Source organism: Parapedobacter flavus (assembly GCF_035818675.1).
GTDB lineage: Bacteria > Bacteroidota > Bacteroidia > Sphingobacteriales > Sphingobacteriaceae > Parapedobacter > Parapedobacter flavus.
Genome location: NZ_JAYKZZ010000011.1, coordinates 304,466 through 323,008, shown reverse-complemented (window position 1 = coordinate 323,008; position 18,543 = coordinate 304,466). Strand labels below are relative to the sequence as shown.

16 protein-coding genes and 1 pseudogene are annotated in these 18,543 nt (G+C 40.6%); 5 read left to right on the top strand and 12 right to left on the bottom strand.

Annotated elements, in window-relative coordinates:
• Positions 1–547: 547 nt before the first annotated feature.
• Positions 548–2,023: a glycoside hydrolase family protein gene (locus U9S71_RS11060; RefSeq protein WP_326327498.1), complete on the bottom strand. Its 1,476-nt coding sequence runs from the start codon at positions 2,021–2,023 to the stop codon at positions 548–550.
• A gap of 75 nt (positions 2,024–2,098) precedes the next feature.
• On the opposite strand from U9S71_RS11060, the gene U9S71_RS21060 reads away from it, so the two are divergent.
• From U9S71_RS21060 to U9S71_RS11040, 5 genes and pseudogenes are all read left to right on the top strand, one after another.
• Entirely contained in the window at positions 2,099–2,251 is a 153-nt protein-coding gene (locus U9S71_RS21060) for a hypothetical protein (RefSeq protein WP_436410321.1), read from the top strand.
• A gap of 20 nt (positions 2,252–2,271) precedes the next feature.
• Entirely contained in the window at positions 2,272–2,484 is a 213-nt protein-coding gene (locus U9S71_RS11055) for a hypothetical protein (protein ID WP_326327497.1), read from the top strand.
• Between the two features lie 93 nt (positions 2,485–2,577).
• The gene (locus U9S71_RS11050; protein ID WP_326327495.1) at positions 2,578–3,021 is read left to right on the top strand and encodes a nuclear transport factor 2 family protein; all 444 of its coding nucleotides are present in this window, start codon (positions 2,578–2,580) and stop codon (positions 3,019–3,021) included.
• 79 nt (positions 3,022–3,100) lie between these two features.
• A pseudogene (locus U9S71_RS11045) lies at positions 3,101–3,868 on the top strand (nucleotide sugar dehydrogenase); the annotation flags it as partial.
• A gap of 13 nt (positions 3,869–3,881) precedes the next feature.
• On the top strand, positions 3,882–4,844 hold the full coding sequence (locus U9S71_RS11040; protein ID WP_326327493.1) for an MraY family glycosyltransferase: 963 nt from the start codon (positions 3,882–3,884) through the stop codon (positions 4,842–4,844).
• Here U9S71_RS11040 and U9S71_RS11035 read toward each other — a convergent pair.
• The 11 genes from U9S71_RS11035 to U9S71_RS10990 all read right to left on the bottom strand — a co-directional run bounded on the left by U9S71_RS11035 (position 4,830) and on the right by U9S71_RS10990 (position 18,521).
• A complete protein-coding gene (locus U9S71_RS11035; RefSeq protein WP_326327492.1) occupies positions 4,830–5,723 on the bottom strand; it encodes an NAD-dependent epimerase/dehydratase family protein in 894 nt (297 codons plus the stop codon). The two genes, U9S71_RS11040 and U9S71_RS11035, sit on opposite strands and share 15 nt — an antisense overlap.
• Complete coding sequence (locus U9S71_RS11030; protein WP_326327491.1) at positions 5,720–6,886, bottom strand: glycosyltransferase family 4 protein; 1,167 nt, start codon at positions 6,884–6,886, stop codon at positions 5,720–5,722. The genes U9S71_RS11035 and U9S71_RS11030 overlap by 4 nt, the downstream gene beginning before the upstream one ends.
• Positions 6,886–8,478, bottom strand: coding sequence for an alginate lyase family protein (locus tag U9S71_RS11025; protein WP_326327489.1), 1,593 nt, complete (start codon positions 8,476–8,478; stop codon positions 6,886–6,888). Before U9S71_RS11025 ends, U9S71_RS11030 begins: the two co-directional genes overlap by 1 nt.
• Positions 8,478–9,572 carry a non-hydrolyzing UDP-N-acetylglucosamine 2-epimerase gene (gene wecB / locus U9S71_RS11020; protein ID WP_326327488.1) on the bottom strand — a complete coding sequence of 365 codons (1,095 nt, stop codon included), beginning with the start codon at positions 9,570–9,572 and terminating at the stop codon, positions 8,478–8,480. Before wecB ends, U9S71_RS11025 begins: the two co-directional genes overlap by 1 nt.
• On the bottom strand, positions 9,566–10,915 hold the full coding sequence (locus U9S71_RS11015; protein ID WP_326327486.1) for a phenylacetate--CoA ligase family protein: 1,350 nt from the start codon (positions 10,913–10,915) through the stop codon (positions 9,566–9,568). Before U9S71_RS11015 ends, wecB begins: the two co-directional genes overlap by 7 nt.
• A gap of 4 nt (positions 10,916–10,919) precedes the next feature.
• Complete coding sequence (locus tag U9S71_RS11010) at positions 10,920–11,960, bottom strand: glycosyltransferase family protein (RefSeq protein WP_326327484.1); 1,041 nt, start codon at positions 11,958–11,960, stop codon at positions 10,920–10,922.
• Positions 11,961–12,014: 54 nt separating this feature from the next.
• A complete protein-coding gene (locus U9S71_RS11005) occupies positions 12,015–14,192 on the bottom strand; it encodes a hypothetical protein (protein WP_326327483.1) in 2,178 nt (725 codons plus the stop codon).
• Between the two features lie 44 nt (positions 14,193–14,236).
• Positions 14,237–15,283, bottom strand: coding sequence for an EpsG family protein (locus tag U9S71_RS21055; protein ID WP_436410320.1), 1,047 nt, complete (start codon positions 15,281–15,283; stop codon positions 14,237–14,239).
• Positions 15,284–15,359: 76 nt separating this feature from the next.
• The gene (locus U9S71_RS11000; RefSeq protein ID WP_326327481.1) at positions 15,360–16,547 is read right to left on the bottom strand and encodes a glycosyltransferase family 4 protein; all 1,188 of its coding nucleotides are present in this window, start codon (positions 16,545–16,547) and stop codon (positions 15,360–15,362) included.
• Complete coding sequence (locus U9S71_RS10995; RefSeq protein ID WP_326327480.1) at positions 16,544–17,641, bottom strand: AGE family epimerase/isomerase; 1,098 nt, start codon at positions 17,639–17,641, stop codon at positions 16,544–16,546. Before U9S71_RS10995 ends, U9S71_RS11000 begins: the two co-directional genes overlap by 4 nt.
• A complete protein-coding gene (locus U9S71_RS10990; RefSeq protein WP_326327478.1) occupies positions 17,625–18,521 on the bottom strand; it encodes a glycosyltransferase in 897 nt (298 codons plus the stop codon). Before U9S71_RS10990 ends, U9S71_RS10995 begins: the two co-directional genes overlap by 17 nt.
• Positions 18,522–18,543: the final 22 nt, after the last annotated feature.

Genomic DNA, 18,543 nt, shown 5'->3' with positions numbered 1-18,543 from the left:
TGGCCCAATGACCTCCGTTAATCCGTCATATTCACCCCTCGTTTTGGCCCAATGACCTCCGTGATGAAATGCGAACTTTTTGGCCCAATGATTCCCGAAATCACTGGCCCGGCATTACCGTAAACCGTGGCCCAGTGACCTCCGTTATAGACACTACACAAAGTACCGGTAAAGAAAGAGGATTCATTGGTTGTAAATTACGCCTAAACTGGTTGTAAAATACACCTAAAGCTTTATTTTAATGCCATAATATTTTGTATCTTTGTTTGGCCAGCAAACAATAATCAATTGATGATCAAGAAGTTAACCTTGGTAAAAAAATTCGTTTTATCCGACAAATGAAAGGAATGAAACAAGAGGTGTTAGCTACAAAAATGGGAGTATCTCAGCAAAAAACCCTTATGAGGTAGATGCAATTACCCCGGACTACAGCAGTGCCATCTGGGCACCAATGGTCAGGGCAAACGCATAAAAACGACAGCATATCGTTGTTGTATTCACAAGATGTTGTATCAGGTAAAACACTTATGTGTAAATGCTGCGGATTCTAAAAAGTGATCGGGTGCCAGGAGGTTTTCCAGTTACCCCAATCCGAGCCATAAGCATAAGAAATGTATTGCGGTTTCGAAGGATCAATATGGCCATGCAGATCCCCACTCCAACCGCAATTATGCAAGTGTGATTTCAGGTTTTGTCTGATCTCGCCGACCTTTTCAAACCGGAGTCCATCACTGGATTCCCATAGAACGATGTAGCTGCTTGCTGTCATACGTGCCGCCGTATGGATTGCCTGATAACGTTTGATATCCGGTCTGTATTTAACATCGCAATGATCTGAACCTGCGATATTAAGTTTGTCAATAGCTATTCCTTTGTAGGTTAGCCCAGCGGGCCAGTTTTCATCAGTGGCATCGGCAATGGCAACTCTTGTTTCATGGAGGTGTTTGTCGGTCCAGGTATAGTAGAAAAATAGCGTATCGTTGTTAATGACCATGCTGGGTTCGCCGGCTCCCCATGCATCCTGGTGACCGTCAAATTCGACAACGGGCTGGGGATTGTCGCTCCAGCCAGTGCCATCCCATTTGAGCCAGGGACCGGTGGGAGTTGTCGACCTCGCGACGTAGACGTGGTTAAAGATCATCCCCTCGTCTTCGGTGGAAGTATAGCCTGCATAGTAATAGTTGCCGATTTTGACCACACCAGGGTCGCAGACTGAATACTCATCGCGGGATCCGTCAGTGGGGCTTAACGCAGGCACATCTGCTGTCCACGTTTTACCGCCATCTATACTGGTACGGTACATCGCTTGATCCCAGTACACTGTGCCTGAATTTTGCTCAAGCATTAAATAAGCTTCATAAGCCTCGTCGACGGACTCGCCATTAAAATAGGATGTGCTGTTTGGCATTGCTTCCGTTCTTGACCATACACCTGCGGTTCCATTGCCTTCGCTAAGCGTCCATATATACGCTCCGGAGGCAAATTTTCCCGGGTTTGCGAGTTGCAAGTATTGGTTGTCGGTATAGTTGTCGTAGTGCATCGAGGCAATTGGGGATGTGGCGATGGATGTGGCGTAATCGCCGAGCCAAGAATACAGCCGGAGCGTTAATGCGCTATTTGTCGAATTCCAATTAGGACACCTCACATTGATCGAGTAAAAAGCATCGGTAGCCATAAAATGTTGTGCAACAATGTCGCTGGATTCAATTGCGATCGGGCGCGGGGAGGCATCTGCATGATAAAGCAATACATCCATCCCATGTACCGCGCCGGGAGAAGCAAACCATGCCTGTATCAGGCCGTCATCGTCAGTAATGATAGATGGCCCATAGCGGTAACCACCACCATCGTAAACATCCCATCCTGCTTTAGGTGAAAATACGCGATTGTAGCCGCTTTTTACCGTATCTATTTGATCATCTGACTTATCAATGCTAAGTTCGTTGCCGCAGGATAAGGTGGCGATAATCGCCGGAAAAAGGTAAATGAGGGTTAAAAGAGGGATTGTCTGATGGGATTTCATGATGGAGCTTAGTTTATTAATCGATGTAAGGTAAATAAACTTACCCGTAGCGCTGTCCTGCTCTGACCTGATACCATCAATGCCTATAACTTCATGGATGGCATCAATGGCATTACGGCCATGTATAGCTTTGCGGTGTTGCTGTTACTGTGGTTAGGTAGTCTGTTCTTTTCATCGGTCGTATTGCTCAGTTTATGCTGGCGTTGTGCATTACTTTGCTTAAAATAAGTTTGCTATCTTTGTGTATTATGAAAACTGTGACATTAGATATTTTGAACGATAAGGCGATGAACCTGCTCAAGGATTTGGAATTGCTGAAGCTCGTCCGTGTTCGCAGGCAGACTTCGACAGATAAAGAATTGAAGAAAGATCTCATCGCTAAATACAAAGGGGCAATGACTCCCCAAAATAAAGAAGAGATAGACCGCCAACTTCAAGACCTACGCAACGAATGGGAATAGACTATCTGTGGGACACCAATACGGTTATCTACTACCTACACTACACAGAGTAGCAAGATTGAGGGTACGCAAACTAATATAGAAGATGCTTTTTTGGATAAAGAAGATTTGGGAGTTGAGCACAATTTACCTTTTTCATCTCGGTTAATGCGAGGTTGCGCCGTAAAACAAAAAATCATGATTATGGAAAAGCAAACCCAAGACTTAATTAAAAAAGCGTATTTCGCCTTCAATGCAAGAGACATCGATATGGCGCTGTCAACAATGCATCCGAATGTTCAATGGCCAAAAGCATTTGAAGGGGGATATGTAAATGGACATCCTGAAATAAGAAAATATTGGACAAGACAATGGACCGAGATAAATCCCAACGTTGAGCCCGTTGAATTTAATGAAAGGCAGGATGGAACCTTGGAAATTATGGTTCACCAAATAGTGAAGGATTTAGCAGGCAATCTAATGTTTGATGGAAGAGTAAAGCACATGTATACTTTACAAGACGGCTTGTTACGAAGAATGGATATTGAACTTTTATGAAACGGCAGGTTATTAGCGTTCACGCTTCCTAATACGCCTTGAAACCAAAACCAACTGCATCCGCCTCATTTCGGTAGGGCAGCGGTGTGCCCGCGGCTCTACACCGGAAATCGCAGCACGCATAGACGATCTGTATCGTTCTATCATCGAGGCAGGAACACACCTGGCCCCCAGCATCAAGGTAGCCGAGGCTTCCAAAGCGATTGAAAATGCGCAACGCGACGTTAATATATCCTTCGTTAATGAGTTGGCCCTGATTTTTGATCGCATTGGTATCGACACGAACGATGTCATCGAGGCAGCCGGCACCAAATGGAATTTCTTGAAGTACAAGCCCGGCTTAGTGGGCGGCCATTGCATTGGTGTAGACCCCTATTACCTCGCGCGTAAGGCACAATCGCTCGGCTACCTTCCGCAGGTTATCTTATCCGGCCGCCGGGTTAATGATCAGATGGGAGCATTCGTGGCCGACAAGGTCGTTAAATTAATGATTCAAAAGAATCATAAAATCAAAGACTCCCGAGCACTTATTATGGGAATCACCTTCAAGGAAAACTGCCCCGATATCCGAAACACGCGGGTTGTTAATATTTACCACGAGCTGGAGCAATTTGGCCTTGCTGTAGATATCGTTGATCCCTGGGCTGATGCCGAGGAGGTAAGACGTGTATATGGTTTAGCTATCCTGAACGAGGTGGATAAAAACGTCGTTTACGATGCCATTGTTGTGGCCGTTGCCCATAGCGAGTTCCTGAAATTCGATTACCAAAAGGTAAAACGCAATAATGGAATCATTTTCGATACCAAAGCGTGTTTGGACCGCGGTTTGGTAGATGGGAGGCTTTAATTATCTTTGCGCCATGTTTTATGCGTTGATAGCCATTTTGCTTTTTGCCGCCATGCTGGTGTACTTCCGCATTGCCGATCGGTATAACATCATCGATAAACCGAATGAGCGGAGCAGCCACACAACCGTAACCATCCGTGGCGGCGGGATTGTTTTTTACCTGGGCGTACTGGCGTGGTTTATTTGGAGCGGTGCCGCCTACCCTTATTTTTTTGCCGGGCTTACGTTGATTACACTGATCAGCTTTCTCGACGATATCCTTACCTTATCCAATCGTATTCGCATCAGCATCCATTTATTATCGGTGGTGTTGCTGTTTCTCGAAGTCCAGCTGTTTGACCACGCTTGGTGGGTTGTTCCGATTGCCTTGGTATTGGTTATCGGTACCATCAACGCATATAACTTCATGGACGGCATCAACGGTATTACCGCGATGTATAGCTTCGCCGTGCTGTTGCTGCTGTGGTTAGCTAATCGCGAGGTAGGCTTCGTTGACGATCGGCTCCTTTATTGTACCGCTGTTGCCAATGGGGTATTTGCTTTTTTCAACTTCCGCAAGCGAGCGAAATGTTTTGCAGGCGATGTGGGTAGCGTAAGCATGTGCTTTATTTTGCTTTTCGCTACGTTGAGCCTGATTTTGGCTACTGGTAATGTGATCTATATCCTGTTTTTTGCGGTATACGGCGTGGATAGTGTGATGACGATTATTTTACGGTTATTGCGGCGGGAGAATATTTTCAAAGCGCATCGGACGCATTTGTATCAGTACTTGGCGAATGAGGCTAGGGGCAATCGGCTGGTGATTGCGGTTTGTTATGGGGTATTTCAAGTGGTAATAGGGGTGCTCGCGTTGGTTGCCTCACCGCATCCAGCCAGGACACAGATCGGCGTAGCTATTTGCGTATTGGTTTTACTCACCATGTTATATATTGGTATTCGGCGGTATGTTTTGATTGGTCAGTTAAAAACTCCGTAGCGTTTTTAATAAGCCCTCTCTAGCAGAAACCGGAAGTTTATCGATCTTCAACGCCGATTTAATCTTCGAATTCCTCACTACATAACTCTCCGTCAGCTTTTTCAAACGTTCGCTGTTCAGGGGCAGATGCAAGGTGTCCCCAATCTTCGCTATACCGCTTACTATTCCGCGAGGTATTTTCCAAAGCGAAGGCTTCTTTTCCCGTGCCTGTCCGATGAGTCCTATCAACTCATTCGTAGATAATGGATCATCGTCGGCCAAATTATATGTTCCTCCAGGGATATCTGCATCTTCCAATATCCGTTTAATGATGTAATTCAAATTATCAATGGAGAGAAATGATCTTTCGTTATCAAAAGCAGTCAACGGCCAAGGCAGGCCTTTACTCACCACCTGATACAACAAATTAAGATTGCCCTTATTGCCTGGGCCATGAATCATGCAGGGCCTTAAAATAAACAACCGCTTTCCAGCGGGCAACGACTGGCTATTCAAGTATTGTTCAGCTTGCCGTTTGGATTGGCCATAAGGGGTCTGGGGATTAGGCTCGACATCTTCGACCAGATGACCCGCAACTTGATCAGCGACCGCCTTTACACTACTGAAATAGATAAAATCTCGTGCATCACTTTGCAGAAATCGGTCAAACAACTGCTTAGTTAGCTCGGTATTTACCCGGAAATACTGATCGGGAGCACTGATGTTTTTCGTGTCGTGGGCTTTGCCAGCAAGGTGGATGATAGCGTCGTAATGGTCCGACACCTCATGCTGACTATTATGGCGAAGAGACAGGGGCGATATTTCAAAGCCATCTTCCTCAAGAAATGGTTGGAGGTTTTGTCCAACAAAACCAGAGGCTCCTGTTATTACAACATTCATATGTACTGACGAATAGACGATGCCATTTGTTCGTTAACAGATTCACGTTTGAAATGACGCAGGAATTCAGTCCTGACCATATTTTCATATTGATACGCTTCCAATTGACCTACCATGCCATTAACATCACCGGGCAGAAATAATATACGGTTGGGGATATGTTTCTTGATAAATTCATTTGCAAAGCCAGCCACTCCTGCGATAATGGGTTTGTCATAAGCACCCAGCTCAAATATTTTAGAGGGCAACACCTTTTTAAACGCGTCGTAGTCGTTCAGGTGTAAAAAGAGAAAGTCGGTATCGCGATAGATTTCCAACAATTCCGCCCGCTTTACGGGTGCCCGGAGCTCCACATTCTGCACATTAAGTCGATTGAGTTCAGCTTCCAGCTTTGCTTTCGCACCACCATCTCCGATGATCACAAACTTATATGCGTCGCCGAGCTGTTTTGCGGCTTGCGGCACAATGATATGGAGCCCTTGGCCTTCGCCGATATTTCCTGCATAGACGATGGTCTTTACATCCCTTTGACTTGGGGTAGAAGCCTGCAGATTTAAAAACTCATTGTCGATACCGTTGGGAAATTCCGAATATGACGGCCTCGTATATTTGTCGAAATATGGCTTAAAGCCACCGCTTATTAGGTTGATATGCGAGGCGTAGTTAAAAACCTTTTTTTCGATTTGCGTTAGTACCGGTAGCACCGCCGCTTTAATCAATGAGCTCTTCAATACGTCCTTCATGGTATCCGTAAAAATATCCCGGACGTCCAGGTATAGCGGTATGCGTTGCTTCTTTGCGACAGTGTATCCCAAATATGCGGTAAAAAGCCGGGAGGAGGAGGCTACTACCAAATCATACTTTTTCCCTCTTATCAGTCGTTTAGTTTCCGAAAAATAACGTTTAAAGGACTTAATTTGATCTTGCATCCCGCTTTGATGCTTTGGAATGGTTATTCGGTGTATCTTATAATTTCCACGATCTTCAAAGGCTGGCGCATCGGCAGCAAACGTGCTGTACCGATTGGGTAAGGTGGTGATCACATCCATTTCGGCATCGTCTTCCAGCTGCCGGGCAAGTTCTTTAACTAGAGGAGAGTTCCGAAATGAGCCTGCACAGAGATCGGGCTCGAAGTAGAATGTGAGGTAAAGGATTTTCTTCATTAATTGATTAACTGTTCTTCAAAATAAATTAGTGATTTCAAATGTTGTGTAAATGGAATCGCAATTCGCTTTGCTTGACGATAAACGTTATAGCCTTCTGCAAAATCATACTCTTCTACAATTACCGAATCAGCGCCTTCGACAACAATTTTCACTCCATTCGTTAATAATATAGCATCAAGCAATACTTCATGAATGTCCACATTGGGATAAAGGTGCAAATAACTTGTCGCATTTACTGACTTAGTTAACGTATCCGTAATCACAATCTTGGACGGTTCAATGCTGAAGGAACGAGTGTGGTTCACCCCAAATCGCCGATATCCATCATGCATCGCTGCATAAACACCATCGACCGCATCCTTTAATATTGTTGTTCTTGCGCGTTGTGCTACCCTAAACCCTCCCCAGACTTGCGATTGATTCGCGTTGTTTACAACCACTGTATTATGCGCCTGCGTTGAGCGTTCAAGATCTCGTCTGGTACCAACTTGGTAGGTTGATGTGCCTTGTTCCACAAATACGGGCTCATTTTTGAAGTGCAAAATAAAACTCAATGCATCTGCATGGGCATGCCCCGGCTGGTAGGCAGGGCCTAATTGTGCGAAATCAATCTTCAGCTCATACTCACCCTTGGTGACGCTCCTATAGCCCGATTCATATAGTACTTTTCTCGATGCGGTTATTCCTAGTTGATCCGCGTATCGCATTAACCACTTAGCGGGAAAAGCTATAGCATTTGCACTGTCATTGAAGTGGGGAATATCCCCATTTCGAAATGTTATATTGCTAAGCCACGCGTACATATCCGAGGCCTTTTGTTCTAAATAGCGCCTGAAGTTTTGATCGTGGTTGGGCCATGATGAATACCAATCAATTAATTCGAGGATTCTAAAGAAAATAATCTTGTGGTACATTGGACTAAGCTCGAAATGTGCTCCGTCAGGCATTATTTGTTCTGAAAGCTCCTTTTTTAGTGTTTTTCCTCCGGTAGTTAGCCATGGCCCGTACCCAAAAAAAGCCCCCCCCATCATTAACGCAAACGCGTTTTCCATAATATGATTCCCCAACAAGTGATATTCTAAGCGGGATGATAAAAATTTAAGGTCTGCATAGAGGTAATGTAACAGCTCGGAATCGTCGACCTGATTTTCAACAATCCATCGTATTGAATTGATTATCCGTAATGAGGCAGGGTAGGGTTCTAAAGTGAGACGCCCGTCGATCAACCATTCATATTGAGATTTAATCACTTTGATTTTTGCGCCATTTGGAACATCTGGTTGGAGCAAATAGTTGGCGTATTGCAGATTATAGTTCCAAAGCTTTCCGTGTTGTTGAAAATCCCAGTCAACTCCTTCTTCAAAATCGACACGTAGGTTCAAGAAGGTAAAGGCAGCTCTCCCATCCCAACAGGATACAACGGCGGGATACATGGTGAAATTAAGTAGGGGTTCGAAGCCTACCGACCTCGTACCTTTATAGGATTTCAAAGTCTTAGGGGAAATAAGACGGTATTTAACTTGGTGAAGTATCTGGGTAAATTTCAGGTACTTGATTGTATTAAAAACCGTCTTCAGTTTGCTAAACATTACTGATTATAGAGTTCAATAACGTGTTTTACGATCCTTTCTGCAGTTTTACCATCCCACAGAGGTATATCCGCCCCTTGCTTCCAGGCGCCGGCGAATAGCCTTTCCATAGCCGGGCCGATGGTTCTCGGATCAGTGCCAAGTAACTCATTCGTGCCCATTTCCATCGTTTCCGGTCGTTCGGTATTATCCCTTAACGTCATACAGGGAACACGCATTACAGAAGCTTCCTCGGTTATTCCTCCTGAATCGGTAACTACCGCTTTCGCACGCTCTACTAAGTAATTAAATTCAAGGTATCCTAGTGGCTCAATCATGTGGAGTCGGGGATGAGATATCCCTAGATTTCCCAACATCTTCGCCGTGCGTGGATGCACAGGGAAGACCAACGGAAGGTTGTGTGAATGAGCAATGATTTCATCCATTAGGGCTTTAAGTTTCGATTCCTCGTCCACGTTTCCAGGCCGATGCAATGTCATCACAATATAACCTTTTTCTTGGAGTTTCAAATCATCCCATATGGAGGGTTTTTGAAATCGTGGTCGTTGCTTAAGCAAGGTATCGATCATGGTGTTACCAACGAAGAATATCCTTTCTTTGGCAATACCGCTCTTTTTCAAACTTTCATTTGCAGTGTCAGAAGTTGTAAAAAAATAATTGGTAATACTATCTGTGACTAAGCGATTGATTTCCTCGGGCATCGTCCAGTCTCCAGAGCGGATTCCCGCTTCAACGTGTGCCACCTTAACGTGCAGTTTTTGCGCAGTTATGGCGCACGCCATGGTAGAAGTCACATCACCTACAACCAGAACTAAATCGCTAGGGTTCTCTATGAGTTCTTTTTCGAAGCGCACCATAATCGCGGCCGTTTGTTCAGCCTGCGTACCACCTCCGGCCTCCAAGTTAGCATCTGGCTCCGGGATACCTAACTGTTCAAAAAAATCGCCAGACATTTTCTTGTCATAATGCTGCCCGGTATGAATTAAACGGTAACCAATATTGACACCTTCGTTCTTTTTATTCTGAATTGCCTCTATGATAGGTGCAATTTTCATAAAATTAGGCCGTGCTCCGGCAATGATGCTTATTAGCATTTATTATCAGTAATTAATAGTTTAATCTTTCCTGAGCTTGTTCGATACGGCTCATTAATCTTCACGAAAGTGAAATCCATTTGTACGTTTTCCGAATCAAACAATTGCTCTGGATTGATAACTGAATCAACAGCCGCCACATAGAAGATGGTAGCCCTCCCTAACTCGTTTTGTTCTACCTGAATATGTTTACAAATATCGAATAACTTGTGATGTCTCCCAAATATTAGGCCTGTTAAAGATATTTTCTTCCCATTTTTATCCACTATATATTCTCCTATCCTACCTTCAGTTATTCCAAATATATTAAGAATTCGGTGGTCTGTTTTAATCGTCTCTATTTTGTCTTCAGTATCGTACCGAATAAATGGAGATGCATAATTGAAGAACGATGTGCCGACCAAGTGTTCCGTACCGTCTAGTTGCTGGACAGCTTCTGCTAGGCCATACGTTTGATATACTTGATACTTATTTGGGCTAATTTCGCCAGCAATAACGCATGTTTCCGTATGACCATAAAACGACTGCGTTTTGACCCGAAATACTTCTTCAATGGTATTTCGATAATTCGGCGAAGGGAATTCACTCACCAAAAAAACCCCTTTCAACGTTTTTAAAAGAACATTCAGCAGTTCAGGTGCCGCGGCCTTGCAATGTAATGCAAATTCAAATATCGCGCTTGGATATCCATGCAAATACTCGATTTTATATCTTTTTGAAATAGGCAACAGTTTTCTACATACCACAAATGGGTCAGCATATATATCGAAGCGAAGGCTATTCCTTACAAAATCGTATTGAATGTAGTCGGTAACTGTTGATCTGCCATCAAAGTTCACTTTCAAAGAAGTAGGAGTATATTCTAGTACCGACCAGATTTTATGGATATGTGCCCATTCATTACCGTATCGACTTGGGTCCATATAAAAAGATAAAGGCTTTCCGGAAGAACCACCTGTATTGACCAACATACGGTTTTTCAAATCGAAACTTCTTTCCTTCAATGGCACGTTTATTAAGTCGCTTTTTCTAATAATTGGAATGTGCTCAATATCCGAAAAACATCTGATATCTTTTAAATTTATTCGATTCTCTCTATATAAATCACGATAAAATGGTACATTGAGATAGGCGTGTTTAAACACCTTATAAAACTCATTGAAGAGATACTTTTCCTTCTTGCCAATATCGTATTCAGCATATTCATCTATATAACGCGATTGCTGCCGATAAACATTTCCAATACCGGGCCGAAATGAATATGGAATTTGGGCAAGCAGTTGTCCTAATGGTATCGGGAGGTTTAATGAGCTCTTTTTTAAGTAGTTTAAGAAACTTGCCATCGTTTTAACTCTCGTTAATCGCAGATAAAAATTGCGAAAGCATATATTCTATATTATATTTTTGTTTCATAACTGAAACTATTTCTTCACCCTTTTCTTTTAAAAACGTATTTGTCGGATCACTAAGCTCACTAATTAACTTGTCAACCTCCTTTTTATCATCGAAATCTATAAATAATTGATTAGCATCGTAGGCTAATTGCACTTCTGGAGAATGAGGTGTTTTACTATCTAGTATTACTGCCCTCCCGAACCGGCCAGCGTTTGCAATTAGAAGCCCCATGTGCCCAGGATTCATCACAACATGACTCCATTCAAATAACTTCTTCAATTCATCATTATTAAAAACTTCATCAACAATCTCAACATTGTGGGAGATATTGGTGTTTCGCAATGCATCAACCATGCCTGTACCTACCAACATGAGGTTAATATGTGAATTACGGGACGCTATATCAAGCAAATAGATTATATTCCGCAATTTATGTTTATCCGTTCTGTAGCGGCCAACCCAAAGTATATTTAGACCGTTATCTTTAGGTGGTAGAGGGAGATATTGGATTTCGAATTTATAAAAGTAAGTATTATTAAAAGAATAAATAGGTTTATCAACCTCTTTCAGAAGTCTCTTCCGCACGGCCTCTGAGTGAACTAAATATGCATCACATTTTCGAAATGACCACTGCCTAACTATATTATTAATTTTATTATCTCTATAAGAATAGATGTGTCCGAATGATATTTTTCTAACATCCTTCCGCAATAGGTTCAAAAGCACAAATGGTTCACGGATACCAACTCCTAGGATAAGCACGTCAAAGTCCTTCGAAGCAAAAGTAAATTGTATAGGGTTTAAGTACAAACCAAATAGTTTGCGCTCTTTCAATTCAATAAATCGATAGTTTTCTCTCTTCTGCGGGTTATTTAACCCAATGTTTTTCCCTAACCTCGACATCACTGTCAAGTCTACATGTTTGCCAAGCTCTCTTAAAAAAACATCACGGTAATTAGGGGCGTTGTTCAGGATAAATAGCACCTTCTTCATTCAATAATCCAGTATTAATAATAGTGTAAAGCCAAATTGTTATTAAGGGTGAATCTACCTTCTTGTCGATTTGTAAATATCGTCAAATATTTCTTCTCGAATTGGACCTATTAACTCGAAACCGTTTTTAGTATTGAATATTCTACTTATTTTTTTCTTAGTCGCTTCTAAACCAAACTTTTCACTATGGGCGTTTAAAAGCTGATAATCTTCGATCCCTAACTTAAATGCTTCCCATCTTCTTGAAGAAACGATTTCTCCGCCCGAACCAGTATATATAACTGTATAATCACGATCTAAATCTGAATGATGTCTAGTGATTGGATTTTCTGTTTTTCGATTGTCCGCATAATTCCAAAATCCAACTCCATGTGAGTTATAAAAGAATGCCTTCCAAACCATTTGCCTGTAATCCTTTAAAGGAGACTTATCACTTGCATCCTCGATAACTTCGTAAATCCATAATTGCTTCCGAGGTTTAAGGTTATTCTGTGCAACCAGAATCTCCTTTATCTGGGCGATATCAACATATGGAATTATCTTTGCACCGCTTTTATTCATGACAGTAGCAAATAATTGAAGCGAGGGAATCTCACTTTTTGCCCACTTCGAAAATTCAATTAATTCATTTATATAGTCACCATTTACTTCGTCATAAGGGTACCAAAATACCTGACTGCTTTTATACCCTTCTTTTTCCAAAGATTGCAACATCGTCAAATACCAATCTTTAAACGTAGATTTCCATCCATCAGACATAAATTTCATCTGATCAAAAGTCCAATTTTTCTTATTTTGCCAGTTTATAAACAATAGAATATTGTTATTTTGAGAGAATTGACTAATATACTTTTTAAGACTGATAAAATCTTTACTATTAAGGTTTGGTATATATTTAGCTCTAACAACAGTAGTATTGATATGATGATTTTCTAAGTCCTTTATAGCGGCAGGTGCTCTATTCTTTAACAGTGGATAATCTAAATATGCCCATACATTTGCATTCAACAGCTCGTTCGTCTTCACAGCATCACCAACGACCCTAACATTTAGAGTCACTTCCTCCCTTTGAACACCTTTTATAATTATTTTAGGAGAGGTTACCCCGTCACGCAAACCTTTCACCGAAAAACCGATGATCTCGCTCCTACCTGGTGCAATTGCTATTTTTCTATTATTCGACAGTTCAAGGAGCGGGTCCGATAAAAACTGATTATTTTTTGAAACGATTGTTGGTAACGAGAAAAGCCGAATCTCTACGGCACTATTTGCGTCTTGAGTACTAAGAATTACTTCACTTGGCTTATCGCTCGTGTTTGTAATTTGGAACCCCCCATATTGAGTTCCGCCTTTTAAAAGGTTCAAATTAAAAACCAAATTAGCATCGTTTTTATCAGGAACTTCTCCAAAAAGATCGTCCTTCCATATCTCCAGTTTGTTTACAAGAAGAGTCTCTTTAAACCTTGACCGTAATTGTGTTCGCCGCATATCGTAATAGGAACTTTCTAAATCCCTCTTTCGCGTAGACGCGCTCGATTCAGTCGAGTTCGAATACATCACTCTATCTTTTATACCTGCCCTTTCCAAGTAAGTGTTAAGTGTACTTTGGGTTTGGTCTAAAACTATTAAATCATTAACGAAAGAACTTATTTCTGCCGACGGTATGGTTTCTGCGGATGATTGCCTTCTATTTGATCTTTCTCCTCCGAAAAATTGCACTTCGTCACAAAAGACATATTTTCCCTGCGGAATAACAAATAGTTTTGCATATCTGCCATTTAATCCAATACCTTCAAGAGTAAACTTTGTGACTTTATATCCTCCTGGAACGTTCGAGTCGTTTTTAACTATATCCCCGCAAAAAGTATATTGCTTCTTGTCATTACTTAGAAACAAAAAGACATGTTTCGGGTAATTTACTTCAGCGCTACTACCTCTCGCTGTATTGAAACTTACCGATTCAACATTCTGATCTTGCTTTAAGTCTATGTCAATTATAATCTCGTTTACTTTAGTCCAACCCAAAGAAGTTTCACGCTGCCAAAATTTATTGCCTTGCGTTTCAAAACCGTCAGTTAGTGCTTCAGGATTATTTCCTGTTAACTTGTAATTCGGAGCTGTGGATATTGTAGGTTTTTTATTTAGACTTATATTCTGGCTTTTAAGCGTCGAGCATGAGCTCATAAATATTGCAAACAGGAAAAGTACAGAAGAAAACTTTAAATTTATCATATCGTGAAATACGTTTCGTGTCATTAGAAATCATCAGGTATACGCTAAAAATCGAAATGGTAGGGAGCAGAATTGCTTACACCCTGCGAAATCATAACACTGTATAAAAATAAATACAAGACAATTATACCTAAAGCAATTAATATGCCCTTTCTAGTTGGGAGCTCGTTATATATGACCAAACCCAGCGTAACCGGCCTCATAATAGTTAAATAATGATTAAACCGGGTCACCAAAGGATACATGTAAAACAAATTATAAATAATTGCACCAAGAAAAAATAATATAAAATACGGCTTTGTCTTAGGATATTTAGCAATGACTGCCTTACTCTTGAAAATAATGTATACTGACACGCATACCCTAAATAAATATCCAAGATTAACATTTGATCTCGAAGCATCAAACTTGTCTTTCAATAGATAGCCTATATAGTGCTCCAATACAGGAACAATTGAAGAAATCTTAACGAAGATTGCTAACAAGTGGTTAATCAATCCAGGAATGTTCGACAATAATGTGGACAAAATAAACAACAATAGCCAGACAGTCCGATGATACAGTTTTCCGAATGGCACGAAGTACAATAAAATCAAGATTGACGCACTATAATGGAAACATGCCGCCAGACTAATACATAATACATATGACAATACATTCCTATTGGCGATGAATTTAACCGAATAAACAAAGATACTCAGCGCCAAAAACTGACGAACTATATTCATTGAACTGAAGAAATACTCATCAGTAAAAAGAAAGTATAAAATAAATGGAATTACACGGATGTGAAAGCTTTTAAACAAAAAGGTCCATGAAATGCCCGCAACAAAAAAAAACAAAATGTTATAATTTCCGCCGAGGAACGCTACCAATTTCGACAACCAAAAATATCCTATTTCTGATTTTTGATCTTCAAAGCTAATTGCGGGATTTTTCTCTATACTATTAAACCACATTACATAGTTTGCCCAATCAGTTCCGACGTTATTACGAAACCCTACAACTATGCAAATTAACAGTAGTGCTAAATAATGAAAAATGTTTAAACGGTCATTTCTTAAGATATCTGGAACCCTACTATCATTCACAACTAATTTAGCCCCCAGTTTAGTTAAACCGAAGATGGCAAACAATAGTGATAGATAAACAAGGTATGAAAAGATGTCACCCAAAATTATATTCCTTATCGTCCAGAGATTTTCGGTATTTATCGTCTAACTGATCCACAACAGAATCCCATGCGAAACTCGCAGCAAGGTTTCTTGCATTATTTCCCAGCTCTATTCTATAGTCTTGGTTTGTAGATAAATGATTGAGTGACTTCACTAAATCCTCTTTGGATCTATGATCAATCAGCTCACCATGTATATTATTTTCAATAAAGCCATCCATACCGCATCCTTTCGAACAAACGATTGGAAGCCCACATGCCATCGCCTCAACAAATATACGCCCAAATGTTTCAGGAAAGCTTAAAAGCACAAAAACATCGTATTGCATGAGTGTCGAAGGTACTTTCTCATAAGGAATGTATCCTTTAAATTCCACTTTTTCTTTAATGTCTAACTGTTCCAAAATCGATGAAAGCCGTGCAAGGTCAGGGCCCTCTCCGTAAATATGATATAAAAAATCTTCTTGAAAATCATTGAGTGCCAATAATACTTTATCTATATTCTTCCAATCAAGAAGCCTACATACTGTAACAATCCTCAATTTGGTTTCTCTATTGGCTTTAGATGAAACAGACAAATTCAAAAACTTGTCGTCAATGCCATGCGGGATTAAATACGAGTTAGAATTATATCCATCAGCAATTGTTTTAATACTGTTGTTTAAGCTTATTAATGCCTTAGCATCCTTAAGATTTTTGCTGACGAATCTTGTTATTTTTGACCGGTGGATGTCTCTAGTAGTAACAATATAAGGTAATTTAAACCTTTTATGGATTTGATGCGCGATACCCGCATCCGATCCTACATTATGAGCATGAATTATATCGATATTATTTGCACTAATTATCTTGGCTAGCTTGCGTTGGTAGGTAAAAAAAGCAAGCTTAATTAATAGCGGCTTAAATTTGGTGTCATACTTAAATGAAGGAACGGATATTACCTCAATTCTTTTGCCCTCATGATGATAAGATTTGTTTTTTCTTAATACCCGGAAATCCTTCCATTTTATTGAAAACAGCGAAAGTATAAAATTTGAATAAGGGACGACAAAAACGAAAAAATACTTTACATCTGTATACTTACTTTCGTGAAATTCTGCAGTTCTAAGTAAAACGTCATTTTCCCTTGCTTTTGTTGCAATTGGAGCAGGTAATACACTGGATAGAATTAATATATTCATATTCTTCCGTCGGTAACGATTTCAGCATCCTTTAACCGAACTGCTTCATAAAGTCTAGCAGCAGCAGTATTAACGTCAAACGGCTTGCCTTTTATCATTAAATTTGCCGTTAAATCAAACGTCCTATCGAATTGTTGTTGTATCCAGAGTTTGCTTTCTTTTTCTTTGGCCACTCTCTGACATGCATAGGCTAACTCGATTCCTGCAGGATTATAAGGGTAACCGTACTTACTCTTCTCAAGATTATTGCCGAAATTACTCATTTCTAATACTGACATAGCCTTTTTGACCTTACTGACTTCAAAAATCTCTAAAGATGGCACTGTTTCGTCAATTATACTCAGTGCATACAAATTAAAGCCGTGGTATCCAACGGACTTATAATACAAGTGCTTCGACGAATCTAAACGGTGTTTGAGCTCAAATGCGCTGGCTTTAATTTTTTCAATCATGCCGTGTTTTAAGTATAGCGTTGGGACATGTTTTATTATTCCATCTGGGTAAATTTGAAGATTCCTCGGTAACGCTTCCAAAAAAGATTGAACGCTTCTTAACAATTTACCAGTCGCTTGTTCCAACAAAACCCCAGTTGCAGCAAACCATAGTTGATGATTGAATGTATAATCAAAACCTATATGTTTACCATCGATATCAACAATTTTCCAGCCATTTAACTTTTCGTCATATGGATGAAGATTAAATAGATCTAAAGCAAGAGATATTATCTCCTTCTCACCGAATACCTTGTATGCTTCAACTAACGCCTCAATTCCCCAAGCTTGACCAATTACACCGTTGGTGGAGTCTTTGCCTTTTTTGGTGCGGTGCCAAAATGTAAATCCATGTGGTCTCGCATCAGAACTCATGATATATTTTAAGCATTTAATTGCTGCATCTTCAAATTGCTTATCTGCTGAGATCTCCAAGGCTTTCAAAAATATGATTAACCAATGTGAGGTATTCCTTACGGATGTCTCGGGATCATTGTAAGGGCCATTATGCCCTGAGGGCATTGCACCATTCTGCTGAAGTAGTTGCAACCCTTTATTAGCGCTTATAACTAATAACTCATATAACCTAATGGTATTTTTCATTTGCCTTCTTTAATCTTAATATCCCCACTATGTTGGCAACGGCCATCGTGCTCTTAACAAATTGAGCGACAAACCATACTCTCAAGTAATAACCCTGCATGTCCGTAGTTCCATTCTCACGTAATAACCTCCTAACACTTACTGGCGATACCGGAACAATCAATTTTTTCAAACAACTAAAAACACTATACTTTTTACTTAATTCCCGCCAAATCAGGGGCTGATGAAGACCAACTCGCCATTGCTTTTTTATCAGTTCCTTAAATCCTCTTGCCGGTTTATACACTATTGAATCTCGACAAAACCGAATTTTTAATCCCATTTTGGAGACCCTGTGTGTCCATCGCACGTCAGCTCCAGAACGCACACCCTCTGGAAAAAGCCCAGCAACTTCAAATACATTTTTCTTTATAAATAGGTTTGCCGTTTTTGCGACCCCGCGATTTTCTATTGATTCCTTCATCCTTATATTGGTTAAGGAGTCAAATATTTTTGCCGCCGATAATTCACCTTCGAAATCAAAAAGAACGTCCCCCCCTACAACGTCAACATTATTCTCAATAAGGTAGGCTACGCCATTTTTAAGCCAATCTGCGTGTGGGACACAGGTTGCGTCTAATAGAATAATAACACTCCCTGTCGCAGCCTCTATCCCGCGATTCCGGCAGGAATATGGGCTATTCAAATTACGCGTGTCATGTAGAAATATAATACTTTCTTTTTTAGACAAAAATTCGACAGTCCCGTCCGTAGATCCGTTATCGATGACAATAATTTCAATTTCTCCTTGAAACATGCTGCTATTCAATATCGAATTGAGGGTTTTTTCTAAGTATGATTTATCGTTAAACGTGGGAATTACAATTGAAACATCAGCCATTGGATTGTTTTTTTTATTATAA

Coding starts and splice junctions, on each gene's coding strand:
- U9S71_RS11060 (WP_326327498.1), bottom strand. CDS start 2,023: ATGAAATCCCATCAGACAATCCCTCTTTTAACCCTCATTTACCTTTTT.
- U9S71_RS11055 (WP_326327497.1), top strand. CDS start 2,272: ATGAAAACTGTGACATTAGATATTTTGAACGATAAGGCGATGAACCTG.
- U9S71_RS11040 (WP_326327493.1), top strand. CDS start 3,882: ATGTTTTATGCGTTGATAGCCATTTTGCTTTTTGCCGCCATGCTGGTG.
- U9S71_RS11035 (WP_326327492.1), bottom strand. CDS start 5,723: ATGAATGTTGTAATAACAGGAGCCTCTGGTTTTGTTGGACAAAACCTC.
- U9S71_RS11030 (WP_326327491.1), bottom strand. CDS start 6,886: ATGAAGAAAATCCTTTACCTCACATTCTACTTCGAGCCCGATCTCTGT.
- U9S71_RS11025 (WP_326327489.1), bottom strand. CDS start 8,478: ATGTTTAGCAAACTGAAGACGGTTTTTAATACAATCAAGTACCTGAAA.
- wecB (WP_326327488.1), bottom strand. CDS start 9,572: ATGCTAATAAGCATCATTGCCGGAGCACGGCCTAATTTTATGAAAATT.
- U9S71_RS11015 (WP_326327486.1), bottom strand. CDS start 10,915: ATGGCAAGTTTCTTAAACTACTTAAAAAAGAGCTCATTAAACCTCCCG.
- U9S71_RS11010 (WP_326327484.1), bottom strand. CDS start 11,960: ATGAAGAAGGTGCTATTTATCCTGAACAACGCCCCTAATTACCGTGAT.
- U9S71_RS11005 (WP_326327483.1), bottom strand. CDS start 14,192: ATGATAAATTTAAAGTTTTCTTCTGTACTTTTCCTGTTTGCAATATTT.
- U9S71_RS11000 (WP_326327481.1), bottom strand. CDS start 16,547: ATGAATATATTAATTCTATCCAGTGTATTACCTGCTCCAATTGCAACA.
- U9S71_RS10995 (WP_326327480.1), bottom strand. CDS start 17,641: ATGAAAAATACCATTAGGTTATATGAGTTATTAGTTATAAGCGCTAAT.
- U9S71_RS10990 (WP_326327478.1), bottom strand. CDS start 18,521: ATGGCTGATGTTTCAATTGTAATTCCCACGTTTAACGATAAATCATAC.